Here is a 26,981-nt window from a genome sequence, read left to right as displayed (position 1 = left end):
CTATAAAAAAGCTAATTTCTAAGCCAAAGTTTTCAAAAAGAAAATTAAAAACTTAAAAAAGTTAGAAATTTTATTAAATTCTTTTACTTCAACAATAATATTTTGTTTTTTAAGCAAGTCGATGTGATTCAAAAGCTTGTTTAAAATTTTACCTTTAAAAAATAAATTGGTTTCATATTGGAAAAATAAAGATCTAGCATCTAAATTCGATGTGCCGATCATTCCAATATTATCATCGATAATTATTGCTTTTCCGTGAAAAAAGATTTCTTTAAAAAAGTAAATTTTAGCACCTTTTTTTAACAGTTTGTAGGCAAAGTATTGATTAAAAGTTTTAATCAATAAAATGTCATTTCTACCTGGTATAAAAATTTCTACCTCTATTTTTGCAAGTAAAATGTCCTTAAGTGCGTCGATAATTTTTTGTGTTGGCACAAAATATGGCGAAAAAAGCTTAATATTTTTTTTGGCCGAATAAATACTTTTTAAAATAAAGCCTTCAATCAAAGAGTCGGGCAAATTTGGCCCATTTTGAATAACAACCCCTAAATTTTTTATTTTAGTAGATTGGTTGCTGTTTTCTTCAAGTTTGCAAAAATTATTAATTTCAGATTTAGAAATATTTTTTTTACCCCACTTTGACCAATGAAATAGGAAATTTCGGCAATAAGCTTCGACAATTTCGCCTTCAAGTCGAAGATTTAAATCCATTCAATAGCCATAATTTTTGTCAAAACCTGAGTATTCTTCAGCAATATTATTTCCACCAGTATATACAATTTTTCCATCAATTAGAAAAACTTTTCGATGATTTCTATAAAAACTTTGCCCTGAGATAAAAGGTACTTTGAAGGCATTAAACAAAAGAACTTCAATTTTTTGACTTCTTAATTCAAGTCATTGCCGTGTTTTTATGTAGTAAGTCCCAAAAGAATCGACGATAATCTTAATTTTTACACCTTGTTTGCGCTTATTAATTAACAATCTTTTTAATTTTTTTCAAATAAAGTCATTTTTTACAATATAAATATCAATAAAAATGAATTTTTTTGCCTTTTGAATGTCGTTAAAAAGTTTTTCAAAAAAACTATGACCATCAACAATTAAATCGCCGGTAAATTTTTGAACAGGAGATAAAAAATATTTACTTGAATAAACCAATAAATCTCGGTCAGTTTTAGGAATTTTTTCTAACAACTTTTCATTAGTTTTACTTGAGCCAATAAAATATTGATATTGTGAAAAATAATGCTTAACATTTTGGTGATTTGAGTATTTTCGCCCTAAAAAAATATAAGCAATTGGTCCGATTATTGGCAAAATAGAACAAGCGATCAGCCATGAAATTTTTGCTTCATGTCTTCTTCTTTGTAGCAAAATAAATAAATTAAAAAGTGAGGTAGAACTATAAACTGAAACAAGTGTTAAAATCGCGATTCAATCAAGATTTCTAGACAGAAAAACATAAATTATGTAAATAGTTCCGCTAAAACCCGCAAGGAAAATTAATAAAAAAAAATAGTAAAAAATCCATTTTGCTCTTTTGAACATTATGGTATAATTTTACTATATTTCTGAACTTTCCTTTTGATTTTCGTTAAGTTTTTCAGTAATTTGCTCCTTTATTTCATTAAATAATTTCTCATTATTTTCAAGTAATAGCTTCAAGTTCATTTTTCCTTGAGCAATATTTTCGCCATTGTATGCAAATCATGATCCTTTTCTAGTAAGGATTCCTAATTCTTCCCCTAAATGAATAAGTTCAGCAGATTTTGAAATACCTTTTGCAAAAACAATTTCAACTAATGCTGTTTTAAATGGGATTGCAAGCTTATTTTTAACAACTTTTATTTTTACGCTATGCCCTGTTATATCATTTCCGGTCGAAATTTGTTGAACTTTTCTAACATCAAGCCGAATTGAAGCGTAGAATTTTAGTCCTCTTCCACCCGGGGTTGTTTCTGGATTTCCAAAAATTACCCCTACTTTTTCACGAATTTGATTGATAAAAATAACTGTTGTTCCGTTTTTATTTAATGATGCGGTTATTTTTCGAAGTGCTTTTGACATAAGTCGTGCTTGAGCCCCAATTACTTGATCTTTCATTTCGCCTTGGAGTTCAGCCATTGGCACTAAAGCGGCAACCGAATCTACAACAATCAAGTCAATAGCTTTTGTTTTTGCTAATGTGTCGACAATATCAAGAGCTTGTTCACCTGAATCTGGCTGAGAAAGAATTAAATTATCAATATCAATTCCTAAATTTTTTGCATATTGAGAATCAATCGAGTGCTCAGCGTCAATAAATGCCGCAATTCCGCCGCGTTTTTGAACTTCGGCAATCGCGTGCAAAGTAATAGTTGTTTTTCCTGATGATTCAGGGCCATAAATTTCAATAATTCTACCTTTTGGGAATCCGCCAATTCCCAGAGCCATATCAATGGCCATACTTCCAGAGGAAAAAACTTCAGTGTCAATCGGTGGTTTTTCACCTAAAACCATGATAGATTCATTTCCAAATTTTTTCTTAATATCACTTAAAGCTTGTTTTAATAGTGATTTGTCGTTAATTTCAGTCATTTTTGTCCTTTTTAAATATTGGGTTATAAATAATTTTCTTGTTTTTTCTTATTTTAATTTAATTTTTTTTGTAAAAAAATCTCAAAAGTAGGAAAAATCGACCAATTTTCCTATTTTAAGAAAAAAATAGCAGTTTTTCTTAAAATATTACGCTAGGGCGGAATAAACAAACATTTATTTTTGTCCTAGCAAGAATTATTAGCTTAAAATCCTAAAAATCTAATAAAATTTATAGTATGAAAAAAATTTCAATTGGTTTTACTAATAAATCTTTTCGCAAGGATTTACAATTTATTCAAGAAAAAGTTTATAATGGAATGAATCATCAAATTGATTATTCAATTTTATCAAATTTTGATTTTGTTCCAAAACTAATATCTGATTCAAAAGAAAAAATTATTTGAGAATGAATTGAAGGATCTGATGTTGAAATTACCACTGAATCGCTTGAAAAAATCGCTTATCAGTTAAGGGAAATTCATAATTCAAATTTAGTTTTTCCACCATCTAACCATGCATTTCGGGTAGAACAATATTTAAAAATTCTGGCTGAAAAAGGGATAAAAAACCCTACAATTGAAAAATATAACCCATTTATCAATGAAATTTTGGTAAATATGGACAAAACCAAACCACTTCATAATGACTTGTGATTAATGAATATGGTTGAAAAAGACAAAAAAATTTATTTTTTAGATTGGGAATATGCATCAAAAGGCGACATACATTTTGACCTTGCATATTTTATAGAATCTGCAAGGTTAAATGATGAACAGGAAAAAATTTTTCTTAATTTCTATGGAAAACTAAATTATAAACTAATATTATTACATAGAATTTTCGTCCTTTACCTTATAATTTTATGAGTCAATGCTCAAGAAACTAAATACTTTGACGACACCCCTTACATGGAAAAATTAGATAATTTATACGAACAATATAAATTATGAAAGGAATAAAATGAGATTTATTGATCAAGTTTCGATAGAAATTCAAGCAGGTAGGGGTGGCGATGGGGTAATATCATTTCGCAGAGAAGCTCATGTTGATAAAGGTGGACCAGATGGAGGCGATGGTGGTAATGGAGGTTCTATTTATTTTATTGGAGATTCTGGTCTAAATTCGTTATTTCCGTTTTATCAAACTAAAAAAATTTTCGGAAATAACGGTGAAAACGGTAGATCAAAAAATAGGACGGGGGCTAATGGCAAGGATATTTTTGTAAAAGTTCCCCTTGGAACACAAGTGTTTTCAAATAACACTTTGATTTGTGATGTAGTAACTCAAAAAAAATATTTGATTGCCCGTGGCGGCAAAGGCGGTCAGGGCAACACCCGTTTTAAGAATTCAAGAAATAAAGCGCCCCGAATATCTGAAAACGGTGAAGAAGGTCAAAAATTAATTCTTCAACTTGAACTCAAAGTCATGGCTGATATTGGTCTAGTTGGGAAACCAAATGCCGGAAAATCGACACTTTTATCATTAATTTCTAACTCTAAACCCAAAATTGCTAACTATGAATTTACAACTATTGTTCCGCAACTGGGCATGGTCAAATCTTACAATGATTCATTTGTTGTCGCAGATTTACCTGGTTTAATTTCAGGAGCAAGTTTGGGAAAAGGAATGGGAATTGTTTTTTTAAAGCATATCGAACGTTGCCGTGCAATTGCTCATGTGATTGACTTTGGTAGCCAAGAAAAAAACCCGATTGATGATTTTAAAAGTATTAACGCCGAGCTAGCTAATTTTAGTCAAAAATTACTAAAACTAAACCAAATAATAATAGCAAATAAATCTGATTTACCCAGTTTTAAAAAAAATTTTGAGCTTTTTCAGCAAGAATTTCCCGAAATTCCTGTAATTCAAGCCAGTTTGATTTCAAATAACAGTGCTGAAATTCAAAATATTAAGAGAAAAATGTTTGAACTTATTTTGCAAGCAAATCAAACCGAAAGTATTGAACAAACAGAAGAAAAGGAAGATTTTGTTGAATATAATCTTGAGGTGCCATTTTTAATTACTAATAAATTTCCAGGATTTTACGAGGTTAGTGGTGAGTTAATTAAAAAAATAGTTAATAAAATACCATTAAATTCCCAGGAAAATATTTTTAGATTTAACTCAAAAATTAAAAATATCGGCTTGTGAAACGAACTTTTAAAACTAGGAATAAAATCAGGGGACACTGTTAAAATTTATAATTTTGAATTTCAATGAAGTTAAAATATTTTGACCTTTATTAATTTTTTTGAGCTAATTTAATTTAATTTTTCTAACAGGAGATATAAAAATGGATGATTTCCGTAAACCTGCAAGATCATTGCGAAAAAAATTAAAAGATCCATCAGAATGGACATTTGTTCAAAAAAAATCACTAGTTGCTTTCTTATTCCTATACCATAAAACTAATAAACTCCACTCACAAAAAGAAAAAGTTTATGAAACTTTAGGAATTACAAATAAAAATGATGATTTACCAATTTCAGCGATTGATAGAGCTCTTTCACTCTTAGAACCTAGATATACCAAGCTTTTAATCAAAGAATTTATCGATAATGACCGTAATTGAATTAAAAAATACTGGTCAAAATCAACATATTATAAAAATATGCACAAAGCAATCGACCAATTTATTATAATTTTAAATCTTTAGTTTATGAATTTAGATCTTATTCCAAGCCAAAGCCCTGAAATTCAAATTGCAAGAAGCTATGGCCAAATTTCTTTTAATTATGCATCAAATTCATCACCTAATGGAATTAGACAATTTGTAAAAATCGAGCGCGACATTGTTTCAAACAGATATACAGTAATTGTTACTGTTTTTTCAAAAATACCGGGAAAAGTGGATGTTTATGTCCAAGTAAATAATTCAATTCCTGCAGGTCCAAAAGTTTTAGAATTACTGCCCGAGCGATTTAATCAAGCAATTTTTACTTTTGGAGGTCTTGATGGCGAAAAAAGTAAAGATAATGCTGACAAATTTCAAAAAATAGATAATATTTTAGTGTATCTGACAAAACATAACGAGCAACAAATGATGCTTGACAATGTGGTAAAAATCCGCAACTTTTCAGATGTACGCAAAGAATATTCTATCCAAAATCAAGGAATTGGCTTTAAACTCCTAAAATCAATAAAAATGGCAAATTTAGGAGCTGATGCCTCGCGTGAATTTTCTAAAACTTATGAAAAAATTGACGAACAAACAGTTTATTTTTTCCCTGTTAAATTTATTCAAGAAAAACACAATATAAATATTTTCAAAGTTGGGGTTGATCCTGAGACTTTTCATGCCGGAAATATCGATCGCCAGATCAATATTTCTGACTTAAAACTGACAAATCTGCCAATAAAATCACCCACAGCAGCAAAAAATTTTTTAAATTTATCCTTCCAGTTTCGCCCAGATATCTATAATAAAAACACAAAACCTGAAATTGTTGAGGGAAAATACATAATTGGGGACATTTTTATAACTTCAACCACCTTTTATGATTCAAAAGAACGGGTTGTTTTTAGTGGAAATTCACAAATTTCCCAACAAGGATTCATTATTCCTTATAATTTTTCAGGATACCTAAATCCAAAAGTTGAAATGTCAATTAATTCTGATTTTGAGAAAATAAGTGTTGGTTTTTCGCAACAAATACACAAAAAATTGATTGACTACGAAAAGAAAAAAGGAATTTACCGTCTGAAAATCACAAATTATCCAACTCCTTTTATAAAATCTGATGAAATTAAAATTTCTAATCAAGATTTTAAATATGTTGCAACTAATTTTTTAACAATCGAGCAGCTTAGAGATCTTTCTTTTACTAATTTTAAAGAAGATGAAGAAAATCAGTTAGAAGAATAGATGCAAATCACTGCTAAAATTTTATCAGGCCTTTTTGCAACAGGAATTATTGTCGGCGGCGGAATTCTAGGTTGGTATTTGTATAATTCTAGAGTTGAAAAATCACTATCACCTTTAAAAAAACAACTAGATTTTGAAGTCAAAAATGAATCAGAATACAAAGAAAATGATGTTTTTCCCAATATTTATGCTAATGATTTTTACGATACAATAAAAGTAAAACAAGGAAAAGTTTATATTGATGAGTGATTAGTTGAAAATGTTATTAAAGAAATTATTTCAAAAGTTAAAGTATCATTTGGATCTTTGAATTTTCGGTACAAAATTGATGAAAATCAGCAAACAATTTATATAGAAATTCTCTGAAAATATAAAAAGAATAAATTAAATAGAAATTATAAAATTAGCCTGTATCAAGATATTTAGTGCTAAATTGTAAAAAAATAAAATAATAGTATAATTATTTTTGTCACATGCCAAAAATAATTGCCCACATTGATATTGATACTTTTTTTGTCTCATCAGAAATTAGACTTGATCCAACATTACAAGGCCAGCCAATTGCTATTTCTCGAAAAGAGGATTTTGCAATGGCTGTTTCTATTTCTAAAGAGGTTAAAGAAAAAGGGTTCAAAATTACAGATAAAACCGTATATATTAAAAAAAAGATCCCAAATTTGGTCGTAATTGAACCAAATTTGGCTTATTATCGCTTTTTATCAAGGCAATTTTTTGATTTTATCACTAAAAATTTTACAAAAAAAATTGAAATTTACTCAATTGACGAGTGTTTTTTGGATTTGACTGATTATTTTCGAAAATTTAAGACAATTTACCAAATGTTGTACTATATTAAGAAAAAAGTGCAACAAGAACTTAAATTACCAATTTCAATTGGCGTTTCTCATAATAAATTATTAGCAAAAATGGCCACAAATTTAGCCAAACACACACGAGAAAAAATCGCTGTTATTTCAAGGGACAAAATCATACCGCTTATTTATTCCCAAAAAATCGAAAAACTTTTTGGAATAGGAATTTCCACGGCTCAAAAACTAAAAAACATTGGAATTTTTACCATCAATGATCTAGTAAAAGCTGGAGTTGATAATGAAAAAATTATTCAAGTTTTAGGCGTTCAGCGTTATGGATTATTTCAATCTTTGACTTCAAAAGGCGACAACATTGTTGCAAACAAGTCCGAAAATTTTAAAAGTGTCTCACATTTTCGCACTTTTTCTCCTTATGCTACTCCAACAAAGACAGAAACACTACTTTTAATTTCAGAATTTTTGCCAAGTTTAGTTGCCAAACTAGACCAGTTTAATAAAGGGGCAAACCGTGTTGAAGTATATTTTAAGTTAAAAAACAAAGAACAAAACCGTTTTTTTACAGATTTATCTCAACCTTCAAATAATTATGATTTGTTGTACAATAATTTAGTTGCGCTTGCAAATAAAATCGAAGATTTTTCTTTATTATCAGGGTTTGGAATTTGTTTGTCAAAAATTTCTGATTATGATATAAGTATGTTAAATACAAGTCCAAAAGTTAAGAATATTATCGCAAGTGTAAATAAAAAAATGGGTTTGAAAAAATTAGTTGTGCTAAAATCATTTAAAAATTAGGCCATTTTTAAGCAATGAAATATTTTTATTACTTCTATTTTAAGATTTTTTTAGCAATTGCACTGATTTTATCTTTGGTTGCAATTTGAAATTACACACTAATTTTAGGATGATTTTTCTCTTTTTTTAGTGTTGCCTCCTTTTTGCTTTCAAAACACTTATTTTTTAGCACCATAACAAAAAAAGCAAAAAATAAAGAAAAAACCTCTTCATTTTTTGCTTTTTTTGTTTATATTATATTAATTTTGTTTCAAGCTGCAATTTTGATAGCTATTTTTTTTATTAATAAATCATTTCAAACAGCTGCTGAAAATAGCTTAGATTTTTTACTTAAACCAATAAATATAATTTCTTTTATTTTTGGTTATACAATTTTTCCAATTAGTGCTATAATTTATTTTTTATTATCAAAGCGCAAAAACATGCAGGAATAAAAATGAATTTTTTTTCACACTGAAATCAACCGCAATTATTTACTCTTTTTATTTTAGTAGTTTTTGTAATAATTTTATCAATTATTATCTTTTTCCACATAAAAAAAGCAAAAGTTGATAAAGCTCCTTCAGCAATAGTTTTATTTGCAGAATCATACTTTTTATTTATTGATGATCTTGTTGAGTCCTCCGGTGAAGGTTATGTAAACAAAGTAAAACCTTACATTTTTTCACTTTTTACCTTCTTTTTATTAGGTAATTTATTATCACTGGCAGGTCTTGAGCCAATTTCTACTTCAATTTCGGTAACCCTAAGTTTGGCGATGATTAGTTGACTAGGGATTTTTGTTGTTGGATCAATTTTTGCAAAAAGATATTATATACTTGAATTTGCAAAAAATCCACTTAAAATAATAGGGGCACCCGCTCCATTAATTTCACTTTCTTTCAGGATGTATGGGAACATAATTTCAGGTTCCGTTTTTTTCTTGATTATTTATTCAGGTGTTCTTTGACTTTACCAAAAAATCCCGCTAGGTGCTTTTGGTAATTTTAATTTACCGGTTGTATTAATTTTCCCACCGTTTCTTATCTATTTTGATATTATCGGCTCGTTGATACAGTCATTTATTTTTGTAATTCTAACTGTTTCATATTGAGGAATGGAAGTAATTCACCCACCAGAAAAGCAAAAAACTGAACAAAAAACATTGAACATTGTTCAAACTTAATTATTTTGGAAACAAAATAATTAAGTTATTATAAATTTACTATAAAAAAAAGGAAAAAAAATGGAATCTGTTATAAATTTCTCGCAAAAAGTTGTTCAAAATTTTCAAGAAACTGCTACTAAGACCGCTGATTCAGGACTAAATGCAACTGCATTTGCATATTTAGGTGCCGGACTCGCCATGATCGGAGTTATCGGTGTTGGTGCCGGTCAAGGTTATGCTGTTGGAAAAGCTTGTGATGCTATTGCAAGAAATCCTGAAGCACAAAAAAAAGTTTTTCGTGTTCTAATAATTGGAACAGCTATTGCAGAAACATCATCAATTTACGCGCTTTTAATTGCCTTTATCCTAATTTTCGTACAAGGTTAATCCTAAATTTGTAAAAAATGCAACCAAGTATCAATCAATCATTAAGCGAATTGTTTAAAGGGATAATCCCTAATGTTTATGTAGTTGCTGCAACACTTGCTAGTTTTTTAGTTTTATTTTTAGTTTTGACTTATTTTGTCTATCGTCCACTTAAAAAATATATCAAAGATCGTAAGGATTTTCTCCAAAATCACATCGACTCAACAATTCAATCAAATAATGAAGCTAAAGAATTAGCAAAACAATCGCAAAATCATTTAGAAGAAACAAAGCAATATTGCATTGATTTAAAACATGAATCTCAACTTGAGGCAAATAAGCTTATCGAAGACTCAAAAAAACAAGCCACCGAAGAAGCTCGTCGCCTTATTTCTGAAGGTCAAAAAGTTTTAACCGAATATGAAAAAGAAATTGTAAAAAAACATCAGGAAAATATTATTAATGTTGCTGCTGATATAAGTAAAAAATTCTTGATAAATCAAGAGCAAAACAACAAAGACTTACACGAAAAATTGGTTTTAGATCTAGAAAATTTGCTAAAATCTGAGAAAAATATTAGAGAATAAAAATGCACCCACAGGTAAAAAATATTTACGGATATTCTGAGTCGCTCTTAGAAATCTCAATATCTGAAAAAAAAGTAGATCAATTTATAAATGATAGTTTTTATATAATTGATTTAGTTAGCGCCAATTCTTCTTTAATTTCGATTTTTACGTCATATTTTATTTCAAAAAGTGAAAAATATACTTTGATAGAGAAAATTTTTGACTCAAAAATTGACACTTACATGATAAATTTTCTTAAAGTAATATGCAAAAACAATCTTTTTTCACATTATAATCAAATTTTAATTAAATTTATAAAGCTTGCAAATGCTTATTTAGGCCAAAGTTGAGGTCAAATTCAAAGTGCATTTCCATTGTCACCATCAGAAATTGCTAAATTTGAAGACTTAATTTCCCAAAAATTAAATAAAAAAATAGTTTTACGCCCAAAAGTAAATCCAAAATTAATTTCTGGTATCAAAATAAGCATTGATAACCACATTTTTGAACACTCACTCTCATCACAGTTGCGCTCACTCAAGCAAAAACTCATAAAAAATATATAAATTTAAAGGTTTTTAACATGAATAAAGATATAAATTTAACCGCAATAATTAAAAATGAAATTAAAAATTTCGAATCCAAAATTCAACATGATGATATTGGAAAAGTTATTGTTGTTGGAGATGGAGTTGCACTTGTTTCTGGGATTGAAAAAGTAAAATTTGGTGAGCTTGTTCAATTTGAAAATGGTGTTTTTGGAATTGCACTGAATCTTGAGCAAGATTTAATTGGTGCTGTTATTATGGGAAATGAAAACTCTGTTTTTCAAGGCTCAACTGTCAAAAGAACAAAGTCTGTCATTTCAATTACAGTTGGCGATCAACTTTTAGGCCGTGTTGTTAATGCCCTTGGCCAACCAATTGATGGAAAAGGTGAATTTGACAATAGCATAAAATCTGAAATTTTTACAAATGCACCTTCAATAATGGACAGAAAAAGTGTTGACCGTGGACTTCAGACTGGAATTTTAGCAATTGACTCACTAGTTCCGATTGGAAAAGGACAGCGTGAGTTAATAATTGGAGACCGTCAAACTGGAAAAACAACAATCGCTATTGACACAATTTTAAACCAAAAAGGCAAAAATGTTTACTGTGTTTATGTTGCAATTGGCCAAAAAAATTCAAGTGTAGCCCAAATTGTTGCCCTTCTTGAAAAAAAAGGTGCCCTTGATTATACAACAGTTGTTGTCTCAGGAGCTAGTGAACTGTCACCTTTACAATATTTAGCCCCATATTCTGGAACTTCAATTGCCGAATATTGAATGCATAAAGGAAAAGATGTTTTGATAATTTATGATGACTTATCAAAACATGCTATTGCATACAGAACGCTGTCACTTTTATTAAGAAGACCACCTGGAAGAGAAGCTTTTCCTGGGGATATTTTTTACCAGCACTCATACCTTTTAGAGCGCTCATCACAGTTATCTGATGAAACAGGTGGCGGTTCAATCACCGCTTTGCCAATAATTGAAACTCAAGCTGGCGATATTTCAGCTTATATTCCTACGAATGTGATATCTATCACCGACGGTCAAATTTTTGTTCGTGATAATCTTTTTAATTCAGGACAAAAACCGGCAATTGATATAGGTCTTTCAGTTTCGCGGGTAGGTTCGGCGGCTCAATCTAAATTAATGAAATGAGCTTCCTCATCATTAAAATTAGAATTGGCACAATATAATGAACTCAAAGCTTTTGCACAATTTGGATCTGATTTAGGACCAAGTTCGCAATTAATTCTTGATCGTGGGAATAAAATTTATGAACTTTTAAAACAAGAAAATCAGCAACATTTTTCTCAAATTCAGCAAGTAATGCTGTTAATTTTAATTAGAGAACATCTAATTGATCAGTTGCAACTTGAATCTATGCAATCTTTTAAGTCAGTTTTTCTTAAATATTTAGATACAGATTCTGAAATTAAGTCAATTTTAGAAAAAATTGATCATAATGTTAATTTAAAAACTGACGATTTAAATTTAATTTTAAATTCAGTAACAAAATTGATTGAAAATTTTAATTCAGGTCGAAGTTTTTAATTGATTTTTTATAAAAGAGAGCAAAAATGCCTAAATTAAATAGAATTCGCGCAAGATTTATCCAAATTCAAAATATAAAAAAAATTACTGGCGTTATGGAAATGATAGCTAATTCAAAAATTCCCAAAATTAAACGTCAATTTAAGTCATCTCAAGAATATTTTGAAAATTTAGACCATATTATGCAAAATATTTTGGCAAATTTATGCAAAACACCTGAGGAGCTAGTAGCATCAAATTCTGAAAAAAATCTCTACATTGTTTTTGGTTCAAATTTAGGTTTTTGCGGTGCGCTTAATAATCAAATTTTAAAAAAAATTACTCCTGATTTAACAAAAAATGATGAAATCATTATTTTTGGCAAGAAAATTTTTAACTACATATCACTAAGATATCCTAAAAATATTATCAAATATTTTTCTGGAGTTGAAGAGACGAATTTTTCTGAACCAATTATTCAAGTGACAAACTTAATAAATAAGGCAATTTCTGAAAAAAAATATAAAAAAATTTTCGTTTGTTATAATAAATTTATAAATATAATTCAATCAAAGCCAAATATTATTAACTTATTTGATTTTGCAAAAAATAAAACAAAACAAGAGGGCTACGGGATTGAATTTGAACCCAGTGCAGTTGAAGTACTCGAAAAATTAATTCCTTTTTATATTAAGTCCCTTTTGGAAAAAATATTTATTGAATCTAAATTAGTCGAGACATCCGCTCGTCGAACTTCAATGGAAAGCGCAACAGATAATGCCCAAGATATTCTTCAAAAATTAGAACTTGAAATAAACTCAAGCCGCCAGTCGATGATAACACAAGAAATTATCGAAATTATCAGCGGAAAAATGTAGCAAAAGTAGGTAAAACAATGAAAAAACAGATTAATATAGGTCATATAGTTCAAATTTTTGGTCCAGTTATTGATGTTCAATTTCCAAACGAGCATATGCCCGCAATTCTTTCAGCCCTTGAAGTTGAAGTTGACAATCAAAAAATCGTTTTTGAAGTTGCCCAACATTTAGGTGAGGGAATTGTCCGTGCAATTGCAATGTCAATGACTTATAATTTATCAAAAGGTTTAGAAGTAAAAGACACAGGTTCACAAATTTCAGTTCCGGTTGGAAATCAAGTCTTATCACGAATGTTCAATGTTTTAGGAAATCCAATTGATAGTGGTCCGGCTCTTGATTCAGTTGAAAAAAAACCTATCCATTCAGCTGCCCCGACATATTTAGAACAAAAAGCCGTAAGTGAAATTTTAGTTACAGGAATTAAAGTTATTGATTTATTAATTCCGTTTGTAAAAGGTGGAAAAATTGGTCTTTTTGGAGGAGCAGGGGTTGGAAAAACTGTTTTAGTTCAAGAACTTATTAATAATATAGCAACTAAACACGGTGGACTTTCAGTTTTTGCTGGAGTTGGCGAGCGTTCTCGTGAAGGAAATGACCTTTATTTTGAAATGAAAGCTAGTGGGGTTTTAGACAAAACTGCCTTAGTTTTTGGGCAAATGAACGAGCCACCTGGTGCCCGAATGAGAGTTGCTCTTTCTGCTTTGACAATGGCCGAACATTTTCGCGACCAAGACAATCAGGACGTTCTACTTTTTATTGACAACATTTTTCGATTTACCCAAGCTGGTTCAGAAGTTTCAACACTTTTAGGTAGAATTCCATCAACAGTTGGCTACCAACCGACACTTTCAACTGAAATGGGTCAACTTCAAGAGCGAATTACATCGACAATTAGGGGATCAATAACTTCAGTTCAGGCCGTTTATGTTCCTGCCGATGACATCACAGACCCCGCTCCTGCAACTACATTTTCGCACCTTGATGCAAAAACAGTTTTAGATCGTGGAATAGCTGCTCTTGGAATTTATCCAGCAGTTGATCCTTTGGCGTCATCTTCAAGAGCTTTAGATCCTAGTGTTGTTGGAAAACAGCATTATGAAGTAGCTAAAAAAGTAGTCCAAATTTTGCAAAGATTCAAGGAATTACAGGATATTATCGCAATTTTGGGAGTTGACGAGCTTAGTGAGTCAGACAAACAAGTTGTTGCAAGAGCACGCCGAATTCGAAACTTTTTATCTCAGCCGTTTTTTGTGGCGCAAAAATTTTCAGGAATTGAAGGCCAGTTCATTAAAATCGAAGACACTGTTAATAATTTTAGCGAACTTTTATCTGGCAAATTTGATAATGTCCCTGAAGAAGCATTTTTATACGTTGGGACAATTAATCAAGCTCTAGAAAAGGCAAAAAAGATGGGATGAAGTGAAAACAATTAATCTTAAAATCTTTAGTCAAAAAGGAATCATTTTAGAATCCCAACCAGTTTCGGTTACTGCAAAAACACAACTAGGATACCGTGTTGCCCAATACGGAATCACGCCTTTTTGCGGAATAATTTCACCATCGGTTTTGTATGTTTTAAACGAAAAAGAAGAACTCAAATTTAGAATTACCGACGGTGTTATATATGCTTCTAAATCTGAGGTTTTAATTTTTACCCAGGGGGAGCTGCATCCCGCTTAATATTAATAAATTTTTAAATTTTATGCTAAAAATGAGAAAAATTGCTTGTTTTTCCCATTTTTTTCCTTTTTTGGTCAAAAAAGGCTTAAAAATTTAATTAAAAATATGAATCATAAAAACCGCGGAATGTTTCTTGAAAAAATTATTAATAACACAATTGAATTTTATTACCAAAATGACATTGCGATTTTTCACAAGAAAAATCTAGATATCGGTTTTAAAGCAGTTCAAAAAGATTTGACCTTAAATGATGCTTTTGTATTAAAAAAGTCAACCGTTGATTATTATGGAATTTATAAAGGAATTTTTGTTGCCTTTGAAGCCAAAAGTACCAACGAAAACGTCTTAAATTTAAAGCAAATTCCAGAGCATCAAATCAATTATCTACATAAAATTAGAAAACATTTTGGTTGTGCATTTTTCATCATTTTTTTTAAACAGCTTGAAAAATTTTACATTTTAAGTGTGGACAAAATCGATTTTTCAAAAAAGTCAATTTCTGCCCATTTTTTAGAAAAAGAAGGCATAGAAATTGCACTTACATACCCTGGAATCATAGATTTTATTGCATATATTGATCAAATGATTTAAATTATTGTTTATTTTTAATTTTATGGTATAATTTAATTTTTAATTTATATTAGCTCAAAATATCATTAAAATGGATTCAGATAGATGTGCTTTTTTAAGTTCTATCTGTTAGAAATTTTAAGTAGAAACAACAAACAAAAGGAAATATTCATGGATAAGGCAACAACAGCTAAACAAAACCAAAATATCGAACAAAAAGATAGCCAAATGTTGAACATTGGTGAAATTTCTACTGAAAACTCAGCGGAAATTCCTATCGTTTCAAAGCAAAAACTATTAGAAGCCGGTGTCTATTTTGGTCATAAATCATCACAGTGACACCCTAAAATGGCACAATTTTTACTAAAAAGAAAGCGTAATGAAACTCACATTATTGACGTTTTAAAAACTCAAAAAATGTTAGAAATTGCTTATAAATTAGTTGAAAAATTTGCCCAAAAAGGTGCTAAATTTATTTTTGTAGGTACAAAAAAACAAGCAAAAAAAGCCATTGAAGAACAAGCAATCCGTACAAATTCAATATACGTTTCTGGACGTTGATTAGGCGGAACTTTAACAAACAGTCGTACAATTTTGTCAAGACTTAAAGCAATGGAAGAACTTGAACAACAAACAGCAGAAAATTTTGAAGGTTATACAAAAAAAGAAATACTTTCAAAACAAAAACAATTAGCTAAATTACAAAAAAATCTTAACGGAATTAAAGGGTTAAAAGACGTTCCACTTTTTTCATTAATAATGTTAGTTGCCGATCCTTTAAAAGATATAATCGCAGTTAAGGAAGCCCGTAAAAAAGGGATTAAAATTATCGGAATAACAGATTCAAATGTTGATCCATCTTTGGTTGACTTTGGAATTCCGGCTAATGATGATTCAACTAAATCAATCACATTAATTTTTACTATTTTAGCTGATGCAATTTCATCAGCAAAAGGTGGTAAAAAACTTTTTGCATATCAGCCTGATGAGCAAATTATTTTGCCAGAAGATCCTGAAAAAGAGCAAAAACAGCTAAGATTTCGCCGTAATTCATTCGATAAATTTGAAAAGTTTGATAAATCAAAAAGCAAACCAGGCGATAAAAAAGTACAAAATCCTAGCCAGTCTAGCGAATCTAAAATTGCATAATTAATAAAAAAGGAGTAAAAAATGTTAAAAATAGATAAATTAGCAAAAATTAAAGAATTAAGAGAAATTACGGATGCTCCTTTTGTTGATTGCAAAACAGCTCTTGAAAACTCTGACTATGAAATAAATGGTGCTATTAAATGACTTCACGAAAATGGTAAGTCAAAAGCACTAAAAAAAGCTGACCGTATTGCCGCTGAAGGTTTAGTTTTAGCAACTAAATGTGAAAAACATGCCCTAATTTTTGAACTTAATTCAGAAACAGACTTTGTTGCTAAAAATCAAAACTTTGTAAAACTTCAAGGTGAAATTGCCAAATTACTTCTAGAAAATGACTTTGATAATTTAGAAACTGCCTTGACTATTAAAAATCCTGATTCCCGTACAATTGCAGAAATGTTAATCGAATCTACAGCAACTATGGGTGAAAAAATAACTTTGCGTCGGGTGCTAAAAACCAAAATTTTAGAAGGACAAAAAGTTGGACTTTATACACATTCTAACGGACAAATTGCTTCTGTTGTTGTTATAGATGGTGGAAATTGCACTGTTGCAAAAGATATTTCTATGCATGTTTCAGCTCTAAAACCAGAATTTAATTTTGAGTCCGATTTGCCTCAAGAAAGACTTGCAGAAATCACTCAAAAAGTTGAAGATTCACTTGCCTTAGATAAGAATTTTGAAAAGAAACCTGAAGACATCAAGCAAAAAATTAAACGTGGTAAGATTGAAAAAGAATTGTCAGAATTCGTTCTTGAATTTCAACCTTTAGCAACGGATAGCGCCATTTCTGTTGGTAAATATTTAGAACAAAATTCTGCTAAATTAGTCCAAGCTGTTCGCTTTGAAGTTGGTGAAGGCATCGAAAAACAAGCTGTGGATTTTTATACAGAAGTTAATTCACAAATAAAAGAAGCTAAATAATTATTAATTTAAAATCAAAAAATATAAAGAAAGGTATAAAATTTTTCCTGTTTTTTTAGGAAAAATTTTCTATTTTTAAAATGTTAGATTTTTTGACCAATAGAATTCAGTCATCTTTAAAAAAAATTCAGAAATCTGTAACCATTAATGAGCAAGATTTAGCAGAAATTATTCGTGAAATTCGTCTTGCTTTACTTGAGGCTGACGTTAATTTATTAGTTGTTAAAAATTTTATTGCTCAGGTTAAAAATCAGGTTTTAACTAACGGGCTGACTTCCAAACTTAATCCCCAACAAGAATTTTTGAAAATATTACACCAAAATTTAGTTTCAGTTCTTGGAGTTAGTGCAAAACCTATTAATTTTGCTAAAAATCCAACAACAATAATGCTAGTTGGTCTTCAAGGTTCAGGAAAAACTACAACTACGGCAAAACTCGCAGTTTATGCTCGTCAAAAAAATTTTTCAAAAAAAATTTTACTAGTAGCTTGTGATACTTACCGTCCTGCAGCGATTGATCAATTGAAACAATTAGGTAAACAAGTTTCAATTGATGTTTTTTATATCGAAAAAAATCCTGTTGAAATTGCAAAAGATGCCCTAATTTATAGCAGAAATAACAATTATGACCTTGTTATTTTTGATACCGCCGGCCGTCTTTCAATTAATTCTGAACTGATGAGCGAGTTAGTTGAAATTAAAAAAGCTGTAAAACCTGATCAAATTCTTTTTGTTCTTGATGCCCTTTCTGGTCAAGATATAATAAATGTTGCCGAAACTTTTCATAAAGAAATTAATTTAACTGGGTCAATTATTACAAAATTAGACTCAAATGCGCGTGCAGGGGCGGCCCTTTCAATTACACATTTGCTTAAAATTCCAATTTTATTTATCGGTTCAGGTGAAAAAATTTCTGCCTTAGAACTATTTCACCCCAACAGAATTGCCGACCGAATTTTAGGCATGGGTGATGTGATGTCACTTTTAGAACAGGCTGAAGAAAATATTGACAAACAAGCTGTTAAAAAATTGTCTCATCGTATGTTTTCAGGTCAATTTAATTTAGATGACCTTCTAAATAGTCTTGCTCAAATTCAAAAAATTGGAAAATTTTCGAAAATAATAAAAATGATTCCTGGATTATCAGGCAAAATTAACGCAAGTCAGATTGATGAAGTTGAGCAAAAAATGAAACTTTATAAAATTTTAATCTCATCAATGACTCATGAAGAACGCAAAAAACCAAAACTTTTAAAAAATCCATCTCGCAGGAATCGAATTATTCGCGGTTCAGGTCGAACAGGTGCTGAATTTAACCGTTTAATTAATGAGTTTGAATCAATGTCCAAAAAAATGTCTGAATTTTCATCAAAAAATATTAATTTTGATTCATTTTTTAAATAAAAATGAAAATTAAAAGGATAAATTATGGCCAAATTTGAAAACTACCAATTTTTTATTAATTATCTAAAGAATTTAGGATTTATTTTTCCTAGTTCACAAATTTATGGAGGTTTAGCAAATTCTTATGATTATGGCCACCTTGGTGTTCTTTTAGCTAAAAATATTGAAAATTTTTGGGCTGATTTTTTCATAAACAAAGATCTTAATGCCTTTTTTATTGACACAAAAATTTTGCTAAACCCAAAAGTTTGACAGGCCTCAGGTCATCTTGAAAATTTTAGCGACTTGTTAGTTGAAAATAAAATTAATAAAAAACGTTATCGTGTTGACCATTTGTTTGAAAATAATTTTCCAAATTTAATTTTTGAAAAATTAAATCAACAAGAAATTCAGCAATATTTGGCTAAAATTGAAAATTACGATGGATCAAAAACTGACTGATCTATTCCTAAAAATTTCAATCTTTTATTCCAAACCGAACAAGGTGTTGTTGAAAATGAAAAAACAACATTGTATTTGCGACCTGAAACAGCTCAAGGAATTTTTATAAATTTTAAATCACTTTTAAGATTTACTAAAAACACCTTACCTCTTCGAATTGCTCAAGTCGGAAAATCCTTCCGAAACGAAATTTCACCTGGAAATTTCGTTTTTAGGACCCGTGAATTTACTCAACTAGAACAGGAAATTTTTGTCAGACCTGAACAAGCAAATGAAATTTTTCACTCTGAAATTGAAAAAGTTCGACTTTTTTTATCCAAATTAGGATTTTCACCAGATTCAATCCGAATTAGCAATCATGAGCCAGAAAAATTAGCTCATTATGCAAAAGCAACCACTGATTTTGAATATTTTTTCAATTTTGGCTGAGGTGAACTAATTGGAATTTCCAACCGTGAAAATTTTGATCTTAAAAATCATATGGCTAAAAGTGGCGAAAATCTTGAATTTGTCGATTCAGCAAACGGTCAAAAAATTTTACCATACATAATCGAACCATCAATTGGCTTAGATAGACTTATGTTAGCGATTTTAGAGCAAAATTTTGTTCATGACATCGAAAAAGACCGTTATTTTCTTAAATTTCCTTTTATTTTAAGCCCATATAAAGTTGCGGTTTTACCGCTTTTAAAGAAATTTTCACCTCAAGCAGAAGAAATATGAAAAATGCTTGTGAGTCATGGAATTGCCGCTACTTTTTCAAACACAGGAACAATTGGAAAAAGATATTATTATCAAGACTCAATTGGAACTTTTTTTTGCATTACAGTCGATGAAGAGGGAATTCAAAATCAAAGTGTAACAATCAGATTTCGCGATACTTGTGAACAAAAAAGAATAAAAATCACCGAAATTATCCAATTTATAGAGGAAAATTCTTCAAATGAATAAGCAGCAAATTTTAGCTCATATTTTAAAAAACACCGATATTTACGGACTAATTTCACAAGCAATCCAGCTTTCACCCAATGGAAGAAACACATTTGTTGGACTTTGTCCATTTCACGAGGACACAAATCCATCCTTATCAGTTTCAATTTCTAAGCAAATTTTCAAGTGTTTTTCTTGTCAAAAAGGCGGAAATATTGTTAGCTTTGTAATGCTTTGAAAAAATTTAAATTTTTTCAAAGCTGTTGAATATCTCAACAAAGAATACAATTTAAACCTTGAATTAGCAAATAATTTGACCCTTGAAAAAGTTTATTCTGAAATTGAACTTCAAGCATTGCGCGCTTTTGAAAATTCGGTTTCACTTTATCTTTTAGAGCTACTTACAATTATATCAAGAGCCAAAAAAAGCCCTAAAAACCGACAAGAATTGGAAATTTACAACTTTATAAATTCGCGAGGGCTAAGTCGCGAAATTATTGAAAAATTTAAAATCGGCTTTGCTCCAAGTTCATTTTTAAAGCCTCGACTTGTTGATTCAAAATTATTTGATGAGGAAACTTTAAAGGATTATTCACTTTTAAATCAACAAGGTTTTGATTTTTTTCAAAATCGAATTGTTTTCCCTATTGAAAATTTAGAAGGAAAAGTTGTTGGATTTTCTGGTCGTTGCTTGCCTAATACTAAATGTGAACCAAAATATTTAAATTCACCATCAAGTAAGCTGTTTTCTAAATCTGAAATTTTCTACAATTATAAAAATGCAATTGCTGATAATCCCAAAGAAATTTTTATTACTGAAGGTTTTTTTGACGTCATTGCATTTTACAAGGTCAATATTAAAAATGTAATTGCGCTTATGGGTACTTCTTTGACTAAAAAACACTGTGAATTACTGAATAATTTTACAGTTGTCATTGCCCTTGATGGTGATCGGGCTGGTCTTGAGGCTACCTTAAAATCGGCACTCATACTTTCGCAAAACAAAATTAAAACTTACATTATATCAGGTTTTGACGGAAAAGATCCTGATGAATATTTAAATAATTTTGGTGCAGAGAGTTTTTTAGAAAAACTTTCAGACCGTAAAAATTGCTTTGATTTTGCCTACAGTTTTTACAAAAATCAAATCAAAGAAAATTCTAGCGATGAAATTACCGAATTTGTCAACAAATTTGCGCCGTTTTTACAAAGTTTGCATGCTCAAAATAGCCCATTACTAGGTGTTTTTTTGAAAAAAATTAATGAGGACTTAGGTATTGAAAAAAGTGCTTTTCGCTGAATAAAACAAATTCAGTATCCATCCAAATCTGATCGGGAAGTTGAAAAAGATTGAGATCTTTATGAAGATAAACAACTAAATAAAAGGAATAAATATGAAAACCAGGCGTATCAACTTCAATATGGTGAGTTAAAATTATTTTTAATTATTTTGAAGGATTTTCTTGAGGGTGATCGGGAAAAATTTAATCAGTTTAAAAGGTTAAATTTTAAATTTTCAGATCCACTTAATAATAGGTTTGTTGACAAATTATATTTTAGCGATAGAAAAAATCCCGAAATTTGCAGGCAAACTATACAAAAAATTGATGAAGCAGGCGCTTTATTAAAAAAATATTTATTAGATGAATATTCACAAATATCAGATCATGACATTATAAATTTTAATGTACATGAAAAAACAATAGATGACGTTAAATACTATGTTAAAAATATTAATAGAAGAAGAAGAAGAATAAATAACGATATTTTACATCAGCATTTAAAAAATAATAAAAATGATTTTGTAATTGATTTGTATAACGACGAAATTCAAGGGGGCGCCGATAATGAAAATTGGTAATAAATTGGCAATACAAGAACCTAAAAATTCCCAAAAAGCTTATAGTTTTTCTGAAAAATCTACAAAGCCAGCAACTAAAACTGTTGAAAAAAAGGTAAAAACTTCACGTAAAAAAACAAAGGAGCAAGTCCAAGTAGATTCTAATTTAAATTTGAATGTTGATTCTGACAGTTTGAACACTAAAAATTCAAAAAAAATTATTGTTAATGAAAAAAGAAAAAACTCATATGAACAAATTGAGAATTTTTTTAATGTTATTAAAACAACCAAGCATCAATCTGATTTTCTAAAAAGTATCGAGGCATTTCGAACCAAAACTTTAAATCAATTATCAAAAAATATTAACTCAACCAATAAAACTTTAAAAGCAAAAGTTAAAGTTTCTTCAACCACAAAATCTAAAACCGCAAATATTGAGGTTTTAGAGTCTGAGCAAGAAAAATTAGAAAAACCCAAAAAAAAGACAAAACAAGCAAAAACAACAGCAAAAGAGCAAAAAACCTCCAAAAATAAAGAACTTTTTGAAGATAACCAAAAGCTAGAAAATTCTGAAAATCTTTCTGAATCAGCTAACACACCCGAGTCACGTTATCAGTTTGTTATTGAAAAGTTACAAGAACAATTAGAAAAAAAACAAAAGCAAGCAACGAAAAAAAGTTCGAAAAAAACTGCTCAAAATGTATTTTTAAGTCACGAAGATGTTTATAAATATATCGAAAATTTAAACCTTTCAGTTTCAGAGGACGAGTTAGACGAGTTTTTTCAAATTTTAATGCAGAAAAAAATAATTAGCGACGAATTGGACAAAGAAGATCTTGAAGATGTCTCAAGTTCAGATTTTGCTGATCAAATTGGTCAAAAAAATTCTAAAAATAAATCAAGGAAAAATCTTGACAATCTAGACGATGACAAAGATTTGAGCCTAGACACAATGGATGACCAAGAAGATTTTGACGACTTGTCTCAAGATGATAGCAGCGAAATGGAATTTGGCCACTCGGTTGATGAATCACTAAGAATCCAAGACATTGATGATCTTGATTATATCAATGATGAAAATTCAAGCCAATTTCGCAAACCTAAAGTTTACAGTGACGATGTTTACCGAAATAAACTCACAGACACAAATGACATGATCAAATGATACATGCGTTGAATCGGAAAATATGGAAAATTATTAAGTCAAGAAGAAGAACAAGAACTTGCTCGTAAAATGCAAATTAAAGGTCGAATCGGTAAAAAAGCCCGTGATACCTTAATAAAACGTAATTTACGACTGGTTGTAAACAGTGCAAAACGCTATAAAAACCGTGGTCTAAATTTTATTGACCTAATTTCTGAAGGTAATTTAGGAATTATTAAGGCCGTTTCAAAATACGACCACACTAAAGGATTTAAATTTTCAACTTATGCAACTTGATGAATTCGTCAGGCAATCACAAGAGCTGTGGCTGATCAGGCAAGACTAATTAGAATTCCGGTTCATATGGTCGAAACTATTAATAAAATTAACAAAGCTGAACGAGAATTACAGCAAGAAAAAGGGCTAAATCCAACAGCCGAAGAAATTGCTCAGCGTCTTGGACCTGAATTTACAGCCGAAAAAGTTCGTTATATTAAAAAAATAAATGTTGACCCGATTTCGCTAGATAAGGCAATTGGAAAAGAAGAAGATAGCTCTTTTTCTGATTTTATTAAAGATGAAAATTTAATTTCGCCAGCTGAATACGCCGAGCGCGAAGAAAAAGCTAAAGTTTTACTTGAAATAATCGAGTCAACACTTGACTATGATGAAAAAGATTTTATCAAACGCCGTTATGGAGTTGGGGTTGATGAAAATGGTGTTCCTTATCAAGCTCATAGTTTTGAAGAATTAGCGGCCATGCGTCGCGTTACAAAGGAGCGAGTTCGTCAAATTGAGGGTAAAATTCTTAAAAAATTAAGAACCCCTCAAAAAAGATGGTCACTACGTGATTTTAACTAAAAAAGTATGAAAACAAAAGTAATTGGCGATTTTTTGCTTGAAAAATTTCCCTTAGAAAACTGTCAAGTCTGAGATAATTGCGGTTGAAATCTCTTTTTTGATTCTGAAATTTCTAAGGTTCTTATTTGCATTGATCTTACACAAAGTGTTTTAGATTTTGCTATTAAAAATAATTATAATTTAATAGTTTCACATCATCCTTTCTTTTTTTATCCGACAAAAAAGGAAGAATTTCAAAATTCGCCATACAAGAAAAAAATTTCGAGCCTTCTAAAAAAACACTCAATTAGTGTCCTCGGGCTCCACACGAATTTTGACTCAACAGATAACCAAACAGCATTTTCAATCGCCAACCAGTGAGATCTAGATGCAAGCAGTGCTAAAAAAATCGATGATTTTAACATTTTAATTGAAAATAATTTAAAGGTCTCAGAAATTTTAAAAAGAATTTCACTAAATAGCAATTTAGCGACTTTTCGAGCTAATTTTTCACAAGATTTTTTGCCAAAAAAAGTGGCAATTCTTCCAGGTTCAGGCGGAATTTTAGCATGTCTTTTGGCAAAAAAACAAAAAGCCAATCTTGTTATAACTTCTGATCTCAAATGATCAGATCAACTTACGATCAATCATCATAAAATCAAAGTTTTAGAAATTCCCCATCTTATTGAGCAAGTTTTTACTGATAAAATTGCCCAATTATTGCAAGAAAAATTTAAAAACATCGAAATTTACAGTTTTAAATTACCTGAAATTTTAAGCGAGGTTAAAATCAAATGATAAAAATTGGATCACATGTACCTTTCAAAAAACCAGATTACCTTTTTGGTGCAATCGATATTTCTCTAAAAAATAAAGCAAATACAGCAATGATTTTTTTAGGTCCACCTCAGTCAACAATGAGAACCAAGCCTGAAAATTATAAATTTGAACAGTATGTCGCTGAATTTTCTAAGCAAATTCCGCCTGCTGATATAGTCGTTCATGCTCCTTATATTTTAAATTTAGCCAATCCATTAAAAGCTAATTTTTCTATTGATTTTTTGGTCAAAGAGATTGAAAAAATGAACTTTATAGGGGCAAAATTCTTGGTTTTGCACCCAGGTTTTTATACAACCTATACAAGATTAGAAGCAAAAAATCAACTTGTAAAATCACTTAAAGTTATACTTGAAAAAACAAAAAATGTTGAAATTTTACTTGAAACTATGGCCGGAAAAGGTACTGAAATGTGCTCAAGTTTTGAGGAAATAGTCGAGATAATTCAAGACCTAAATTCAGAAAGAATTGGGGTTTGCCTTGATACTTGTCATGTTTGAGATGCTGGTTATGATCTTAAAAATTATGCTGAATTTCAACAAGAATTAATAAAAACTAAAATAATAAATCACATAAAAGTTATTCATCTAAATGATTCAGCAAATCCGCTGGGTTCAAAAAAAGATCGTCACGCTAATATCGACAAAGGTTTTATTGGTCTTGAAACTCTTCAAAAAATTGTTCATGACCCACTTTTTGATAATATTCCAATAATTTTAGAAACGCCTTATGTTGATAATAAGCCAATTTATGATCAAGAAATCGCCCTTTTATTGAAAAAATAGCACTAATTTTGGAGAGTTTTTCTATGTCTGACAAAAATAAAATTGATTTTCTTGATGAGCTAAAACAAAGAGGAATTTTAAAAGATATCACTAATCCTGATAGATTTTTAAATCTTTCTTCTGAAAATGGAATTTATATCGGCTTTGATCCAACGGCACCTTCGCTTCATTTGGGCAATTACATTTCAATAAATCTTTTACAACGTCTTCAAAATTTTGGAATTAAGGTTCTTGCGGTTGTCGGTGGGGCAACTGGAATGATTGGAGATCCGTCTTTTAGACCTAATGAACGAAAATTACTTGACTTTGAAAGTGTCAAAAATAATACTGAAAAAATAAAAAATCAATTAAAATCGTTTAATTTACCTGTTTTTGATAATTTTGAAATTTACAAAGATATGAATATTTTAACCTTTTTGCGTGATATTGGTAAAAATATTAATATTGCTTATTTGTTAGCTAAAGATTCTGTTTCTTCGCGGATTGAATCTGGACTCTCATTTACAGAATTTTCTTATCAACTAATTCAAGGGTGAGATTTTAAATTTTTATCCCAAAATCACGACATAATTGCCCAATCAGGGGGATCTGATCAATGAGGCAATATGGTCACTGGCCTTGATTTTATTAAAAAATCAAACCTAAAAAATAAGGACAAGACCTTTGTTTTTACAACAAATTTACTTACTGATGAAAATAATGAAAAATTTGGCAAAAGTCTTGGAAAACCGATTTGGCTTGATAAAAATATGTATTCACCTTTTAATTTATATCAATTTTTGTTGAATCAAAGTGATTCACAGGCTGAAAAAATCATGCTCTGACTGTCATTTTTAGATCTAGATTCAATTAGACAGTTAATTTCTTTGCACAATCAAAATAAAAAAGACCGAATTTTGCAAAAAGAATTGGCAAAAGAGGTTGTTTTTAACATTCACGGCCAAAAAGGACTTGAAATTGCAGAAAAAATAACCCAAATTCTATTTAATAAAATAAATTATTTTGAAATAACTTTTAATGATAAGTTGGAACTAAAAAAAATTTTGCCCTATTTTAGTGCAAATTTTTTTGGCCAAAACAGTCTAATTGAATTAGGCATTTTTAGCTCAAAACGTGAATTAAATGAATTTATTTCACATAAAGCTCTCGAAATTAACGGTATAAAAATTGAATCTTCTTCTGGAATTAATACTAGTTTAGCTGATCAAAACAACCTCTTTTTAATTAAAAAAGGCAAGAAACAATTCTTTATTTTCGAGCTAATTTAAATAAAATTACAAAAAATATTTTATAATATTATAATAAAACTTGATTTAATA

General features: G+C 29.8%; 26 protein-coding genes. 24 read left to right on the top strand and 2 right to left on the bottom strand.

Going from position 1 to position 26,981, the window contains the following annotated elements; genetic code table 4:
* Window positions 1-18 precede the first annotated feature (18 nt).
* Complete coding sequence (locus tag QJQ40_RS03300) at window positions 19-1,551, bottom strand: phospholipase D-like domain-containing protein (protein ID WP_282861200.1); 1,533 nt, start codon at window positions 1,549-1,551, stop codon at window positions 19-21.
* Between the two features lie 15 nt (window positions 1,552-1,566).
* Window positions 1,567-2,580, bottom strand: a complete 1,014-nt coding sequence (gene recA / locus QJQ40_RS03295; RefSeq protein WP_044284112.1) for a recombinase RecA — start codon at window positions 2,578-2,580, stop codon at window positions 1,567-1,569.
* Window positions 2,581-2,816: 236 nt separating this feature from the next.
* Here recA and QJQ40_RS03290 point away from each other — a divergent pair, with 236 nt between their 5' ends.
* The 24 genes from QJQ40_RS03290 (at window position 2,817) to tyrS (ending at window position 26,930) form a co-directional block, all read left to right on the top strand.
* Window positions 2,817-3,539, top strand: coding sequence for a phosphotransferase (locus QJQ40_RS03290; protein ID WP_282861199.1), 723 nt, complete (start codon window positions 2,817-2,819; stop codon window positions 3,537-3,539).
* A gap of 1 nt (window position 3,540) precedes the next feature.
* The gene (gene obgE, locus QJQ40_RS03285) at window positions 3,541-4,806 is read left to right on the top strand and encodes a GTPase ObgE (protein ID WP_282861198.1); all 1,266 of its coding nucleotides are present in this window, start codon (window positions 3,541-3,543) and stop codon (window positions 4,804-4,806) included.
* Between the two features lie 67 nt (window positions 4,807-4,873).
* Window positions 4,874-5,236, top strand: a complete 363-nt coding sequence (locus tag QJQ40_RS03280; protein WP_044284109.1) for an MG284/MPN403 family protein — start codon at window positions 4,874-4,876, stop codon at window positions 5,234-5,236.
* Window positions 5,237-5,239: 3 nt separating this feature from the next.
* Window positions 5,240-6,445: an MHO_1580 family protein gene (locus QJQ40_RS03275; RefSeq protein WP_282861197.1), complete on the top strand. Its 1,206-nt coding sequence runs from the start codon at window positions 5,240-5,242 to the stop codon at window positions 6,443-6,445.
* Window positions 6,446-6,871, top strand: a complete 426-nt coding sequence (locus QJQ40_RS03270) for an MHO_1590 family protein (protein ID WP_044284107.1) — start codon at window positions 6,446-6,448, stop codon at window positions 6,869-6,871.
* A 47-nt stretch (window positions 6,872-6,918) separates the two neighbouring features.
* A complete protein-coding gene (locus QJQ40_RS03265) occupies window positions 6,919-8,073 on the top strand; it encodes a Y-family DNA polymerase (protein WP_282861196.1) in 1,155 nt (384 codons plus the stop codon).
* Between the two features lie 436 nt (window positions 8,074-8,509).
* Window positions 8,510-9,238, top strand: a complete 729-nt coding sequence (locus QJQ40_RS03260) for a F0F1 ATP synthase subunit A (protein WP_282861194.1) — start codon at window positions 8,510-8,512, stop codon at window positions 9,236-9,238.
* A 60-nt stretch (window positions 9,239-9,298) separates the two neighbouring features.
* Window positions 9,299-9,607 (top strand): F0F1 ATP synthase subunit C, encoded by a 309-nt coding sequence (locus QJQ40_RS03255; protein WP_129644674.1) that lies wholly within the window; start codon window positions 9,299-9,301, stop codon window positions 9,605-9,607.
* A gap of 17 nt (window positions 9,608-9,624) precedes the next feature.
* Complete coding sequence (locus tag QJQ40_RS03250; RefSeq protein WP_282861193.1) at window positions 9,625-10,173, top strand: ATP synthase F0 subunit B; 549 nt, start codon at window positions 9,625-9,627, stop codon at window positions 10,171-10,173.
* A 2-nt stretch (window positions 10,174-10,175) separates the two neighbouring features.
* Entirely contained in the window at window positions 10,176-10,721 is a 546-nt protein-coding gene (locus QJQ40_RS03245; protein ID WP_282861192.1) for a F0F1 ATP synthase subunit delta, read from the top strand.
* 17 nt (window positions 10,722-10,738) lie between these two features.
* The gene (atpA, locus tag QJQ40_RS03240) at window positions 10,739-12,262 is read left to right on the top strand and encodes a F0F1 ATP synthase subunit alpha (protein WP_282861191.1); all 1,524 of its coding nucleotides are present in this window, start codon (window positions 10,739-10,741) and stop codon (window positions 12,260-12,262) included.
* 26 nt (window positions 12,263-12,288) lie between these two features.
* Entirely contained in the window at window positions 12,289-13,119 is an 831-nt protein-coding gene (atpG, locus tag QJQ40_RS03235; RefSeq protein ID WP_282861190.1) for an ATP synthase F1 subunit gamma, read from the top strand.
* 17 nt (window positions 13,120-13,136) lie between these two features.
* Complete coding sequence (gene atpD / locus QJQ40_RS03230) at window positions 13,137-14,552, top strand: F0F1 ATP synthase subunit beta (RefSeq protein WP_157356073.1); 1,416 nt, start codon at window positions 13,137-13,139, stop codon at window positions 14,550-14,552.
* Window positions 14,539-14,799: an ATP synthase subunit epsilon gene (locus QJQ40_RS03225; protein ID WP_044285688.1), complete on the top strand. Its 261-nt coding sequence runs from the start codon at window positions 14,539-14,541 to the stop codon at window positions 14,797-14,799. Before atpD ends, QJQ40_RS03225 begins: the two co-directional genes overlap by 14 nt.
* A 105-nt stretch (window positions 14,800-14,904) precedes the next feature.
* Window positions 14,905-15,390 carry a Holliday junction resolvase RecU gene (gene recU / locus QJQ40_RS03220; RefSeq protein WP_069099132.1) on the top strand — a complete coding sequence of 162 codons (486 nt, stop codon included), beginning with the start codon at window positions 14,905-14,907 and terminating at the stop codon, window positions 15,388-15,390.
* A gap of 207 nt (window positions 15,391-15,597) precedes the next feature.
* Window positions 15,598-16,518, top strand: coding sequence for a 30S ribosomal protein S2 (gene rpsB, locus QJQ40_RS03215; RefSeq protein WP_044286053.1), 921 nt, complete (start codon window positions 15,598-15,600; stop codon window positions 16,516-16,518).
* A 21-nt stretch (window positions 16,519-16,539) separates the two neighbouring features.
* A complete protein-coding gene (gene tsf, locus QJQ40_RS03210) occupies window positions 16,540-17,442 on the top strand; it encodes a translation elongation factor Ts (RefSeq protein WP_282861188.1) in 903 nt (300 codons plus the stop codon).
* 80 nt (window positions 17,443-17,522) lie between these two features.
* Window positions 17,523-18,845: a signal recognition particle protein gene (ffh, locus tag QJQ40_RS03205; RefSeq protein ID WP_282861187.1), complete on the top strand. Its 1,323-nt coding sequence runs from the start codon at window positions 17,523-17,525 to the stop codon at window positions 18,843-18,845.
* A gap of 24 nt (window positions 18,846-18,869) precedes the next feature.
* Window positions 18,870-20,237, top strand: coding sequence for a glycine--tRNA ligase (locus QJQ40_RS03200; RefSeq protein WP_282861186.1), 1,368 nt, complete (start codon window positions 18,870-18,872; stop codon window positions 20,235-20,237).
* Window positions 20,230-22,077, top strand: coding sequence for a DNA primase (gene dnaG, locus QJQ40_RS03195; RefSeq protein ID WP_282861185.1), 1,848 nt, complete (start codon window positions 20,230-20,232; stop codon window positions 22,075-22,077). Before QJQ40_RS03200 ends, dnaG begins: the two co-directional genes overlap by 8 nt.
* Window positions 22,078-22,687: 610 nt before the next feature.
* A complete protein-coding gene (locus QJQ40_RS03190; protein ID WP_420323770.1) occupies window positions 22,688-24,061 on the top strand; it encodes an RNA polymerase sigma factor in 1,374 nt (457 codons plus the stop codon).
* 6 nt (window positions 24,062-24,067) lie between these two features.
* A complete protein-coding gene (locus tag QJQ40_RS03185) occupies window positions 24,068-24,841 on the top strand; it encodes a Nif3-like dinuclear metal center hexameric protein (protein WP_282861183.1) in 774 nt (257 codons plus the stop codon).
* Window positions 24,835-25,662, top strand: a complete 828-nt coding sequence (locus tag QJQ40_RS03180) for a deoxyribonuclease IV (RefSeq protein ID WP_282861182.1) — start codon at window positions 24,835-24,837, stop codon at window positions 25,660-25,662. The genes QJQ40_RS03185 and QJQ40_RS03180 overlap by 7 nt, the downstream gene beginning before the upstream one ends.
* Window positions 25,663-25,685: 23 nt before the next feature.
* On the top strand, window positions 25,686-26,930 hold the full coding sequence (gene tyrS / locus QJQ40_RS03175; protein WP_282861181.1) for a tyrosine--tRNA ligase: 1,245 nt from the start codon (window positions 25,686-25,688) through the stop codon (window positions 26,928-26,930).
* The last annotated feature ends 51 nt before the right edge of the window (window positions 26,931-26,981 follow it).

Origin of the sequence: Mesomycoplasma ovipneumoniae (genome assembly GCF_030012565.1) — a bacterium.
Taxonomy (GTDB): Bacteria; Bacillota_I; Bacilli_A; order Mycoplasmatales; family Metamycoplasmataceae; genus Mesomycoplasma; species Mesomycoplasma ovipneumoniae_D.
Note: the sequence above shows the minus strand (reverse complement) of the source record. Positions and strands in the feature narration are given on the sequence as shown.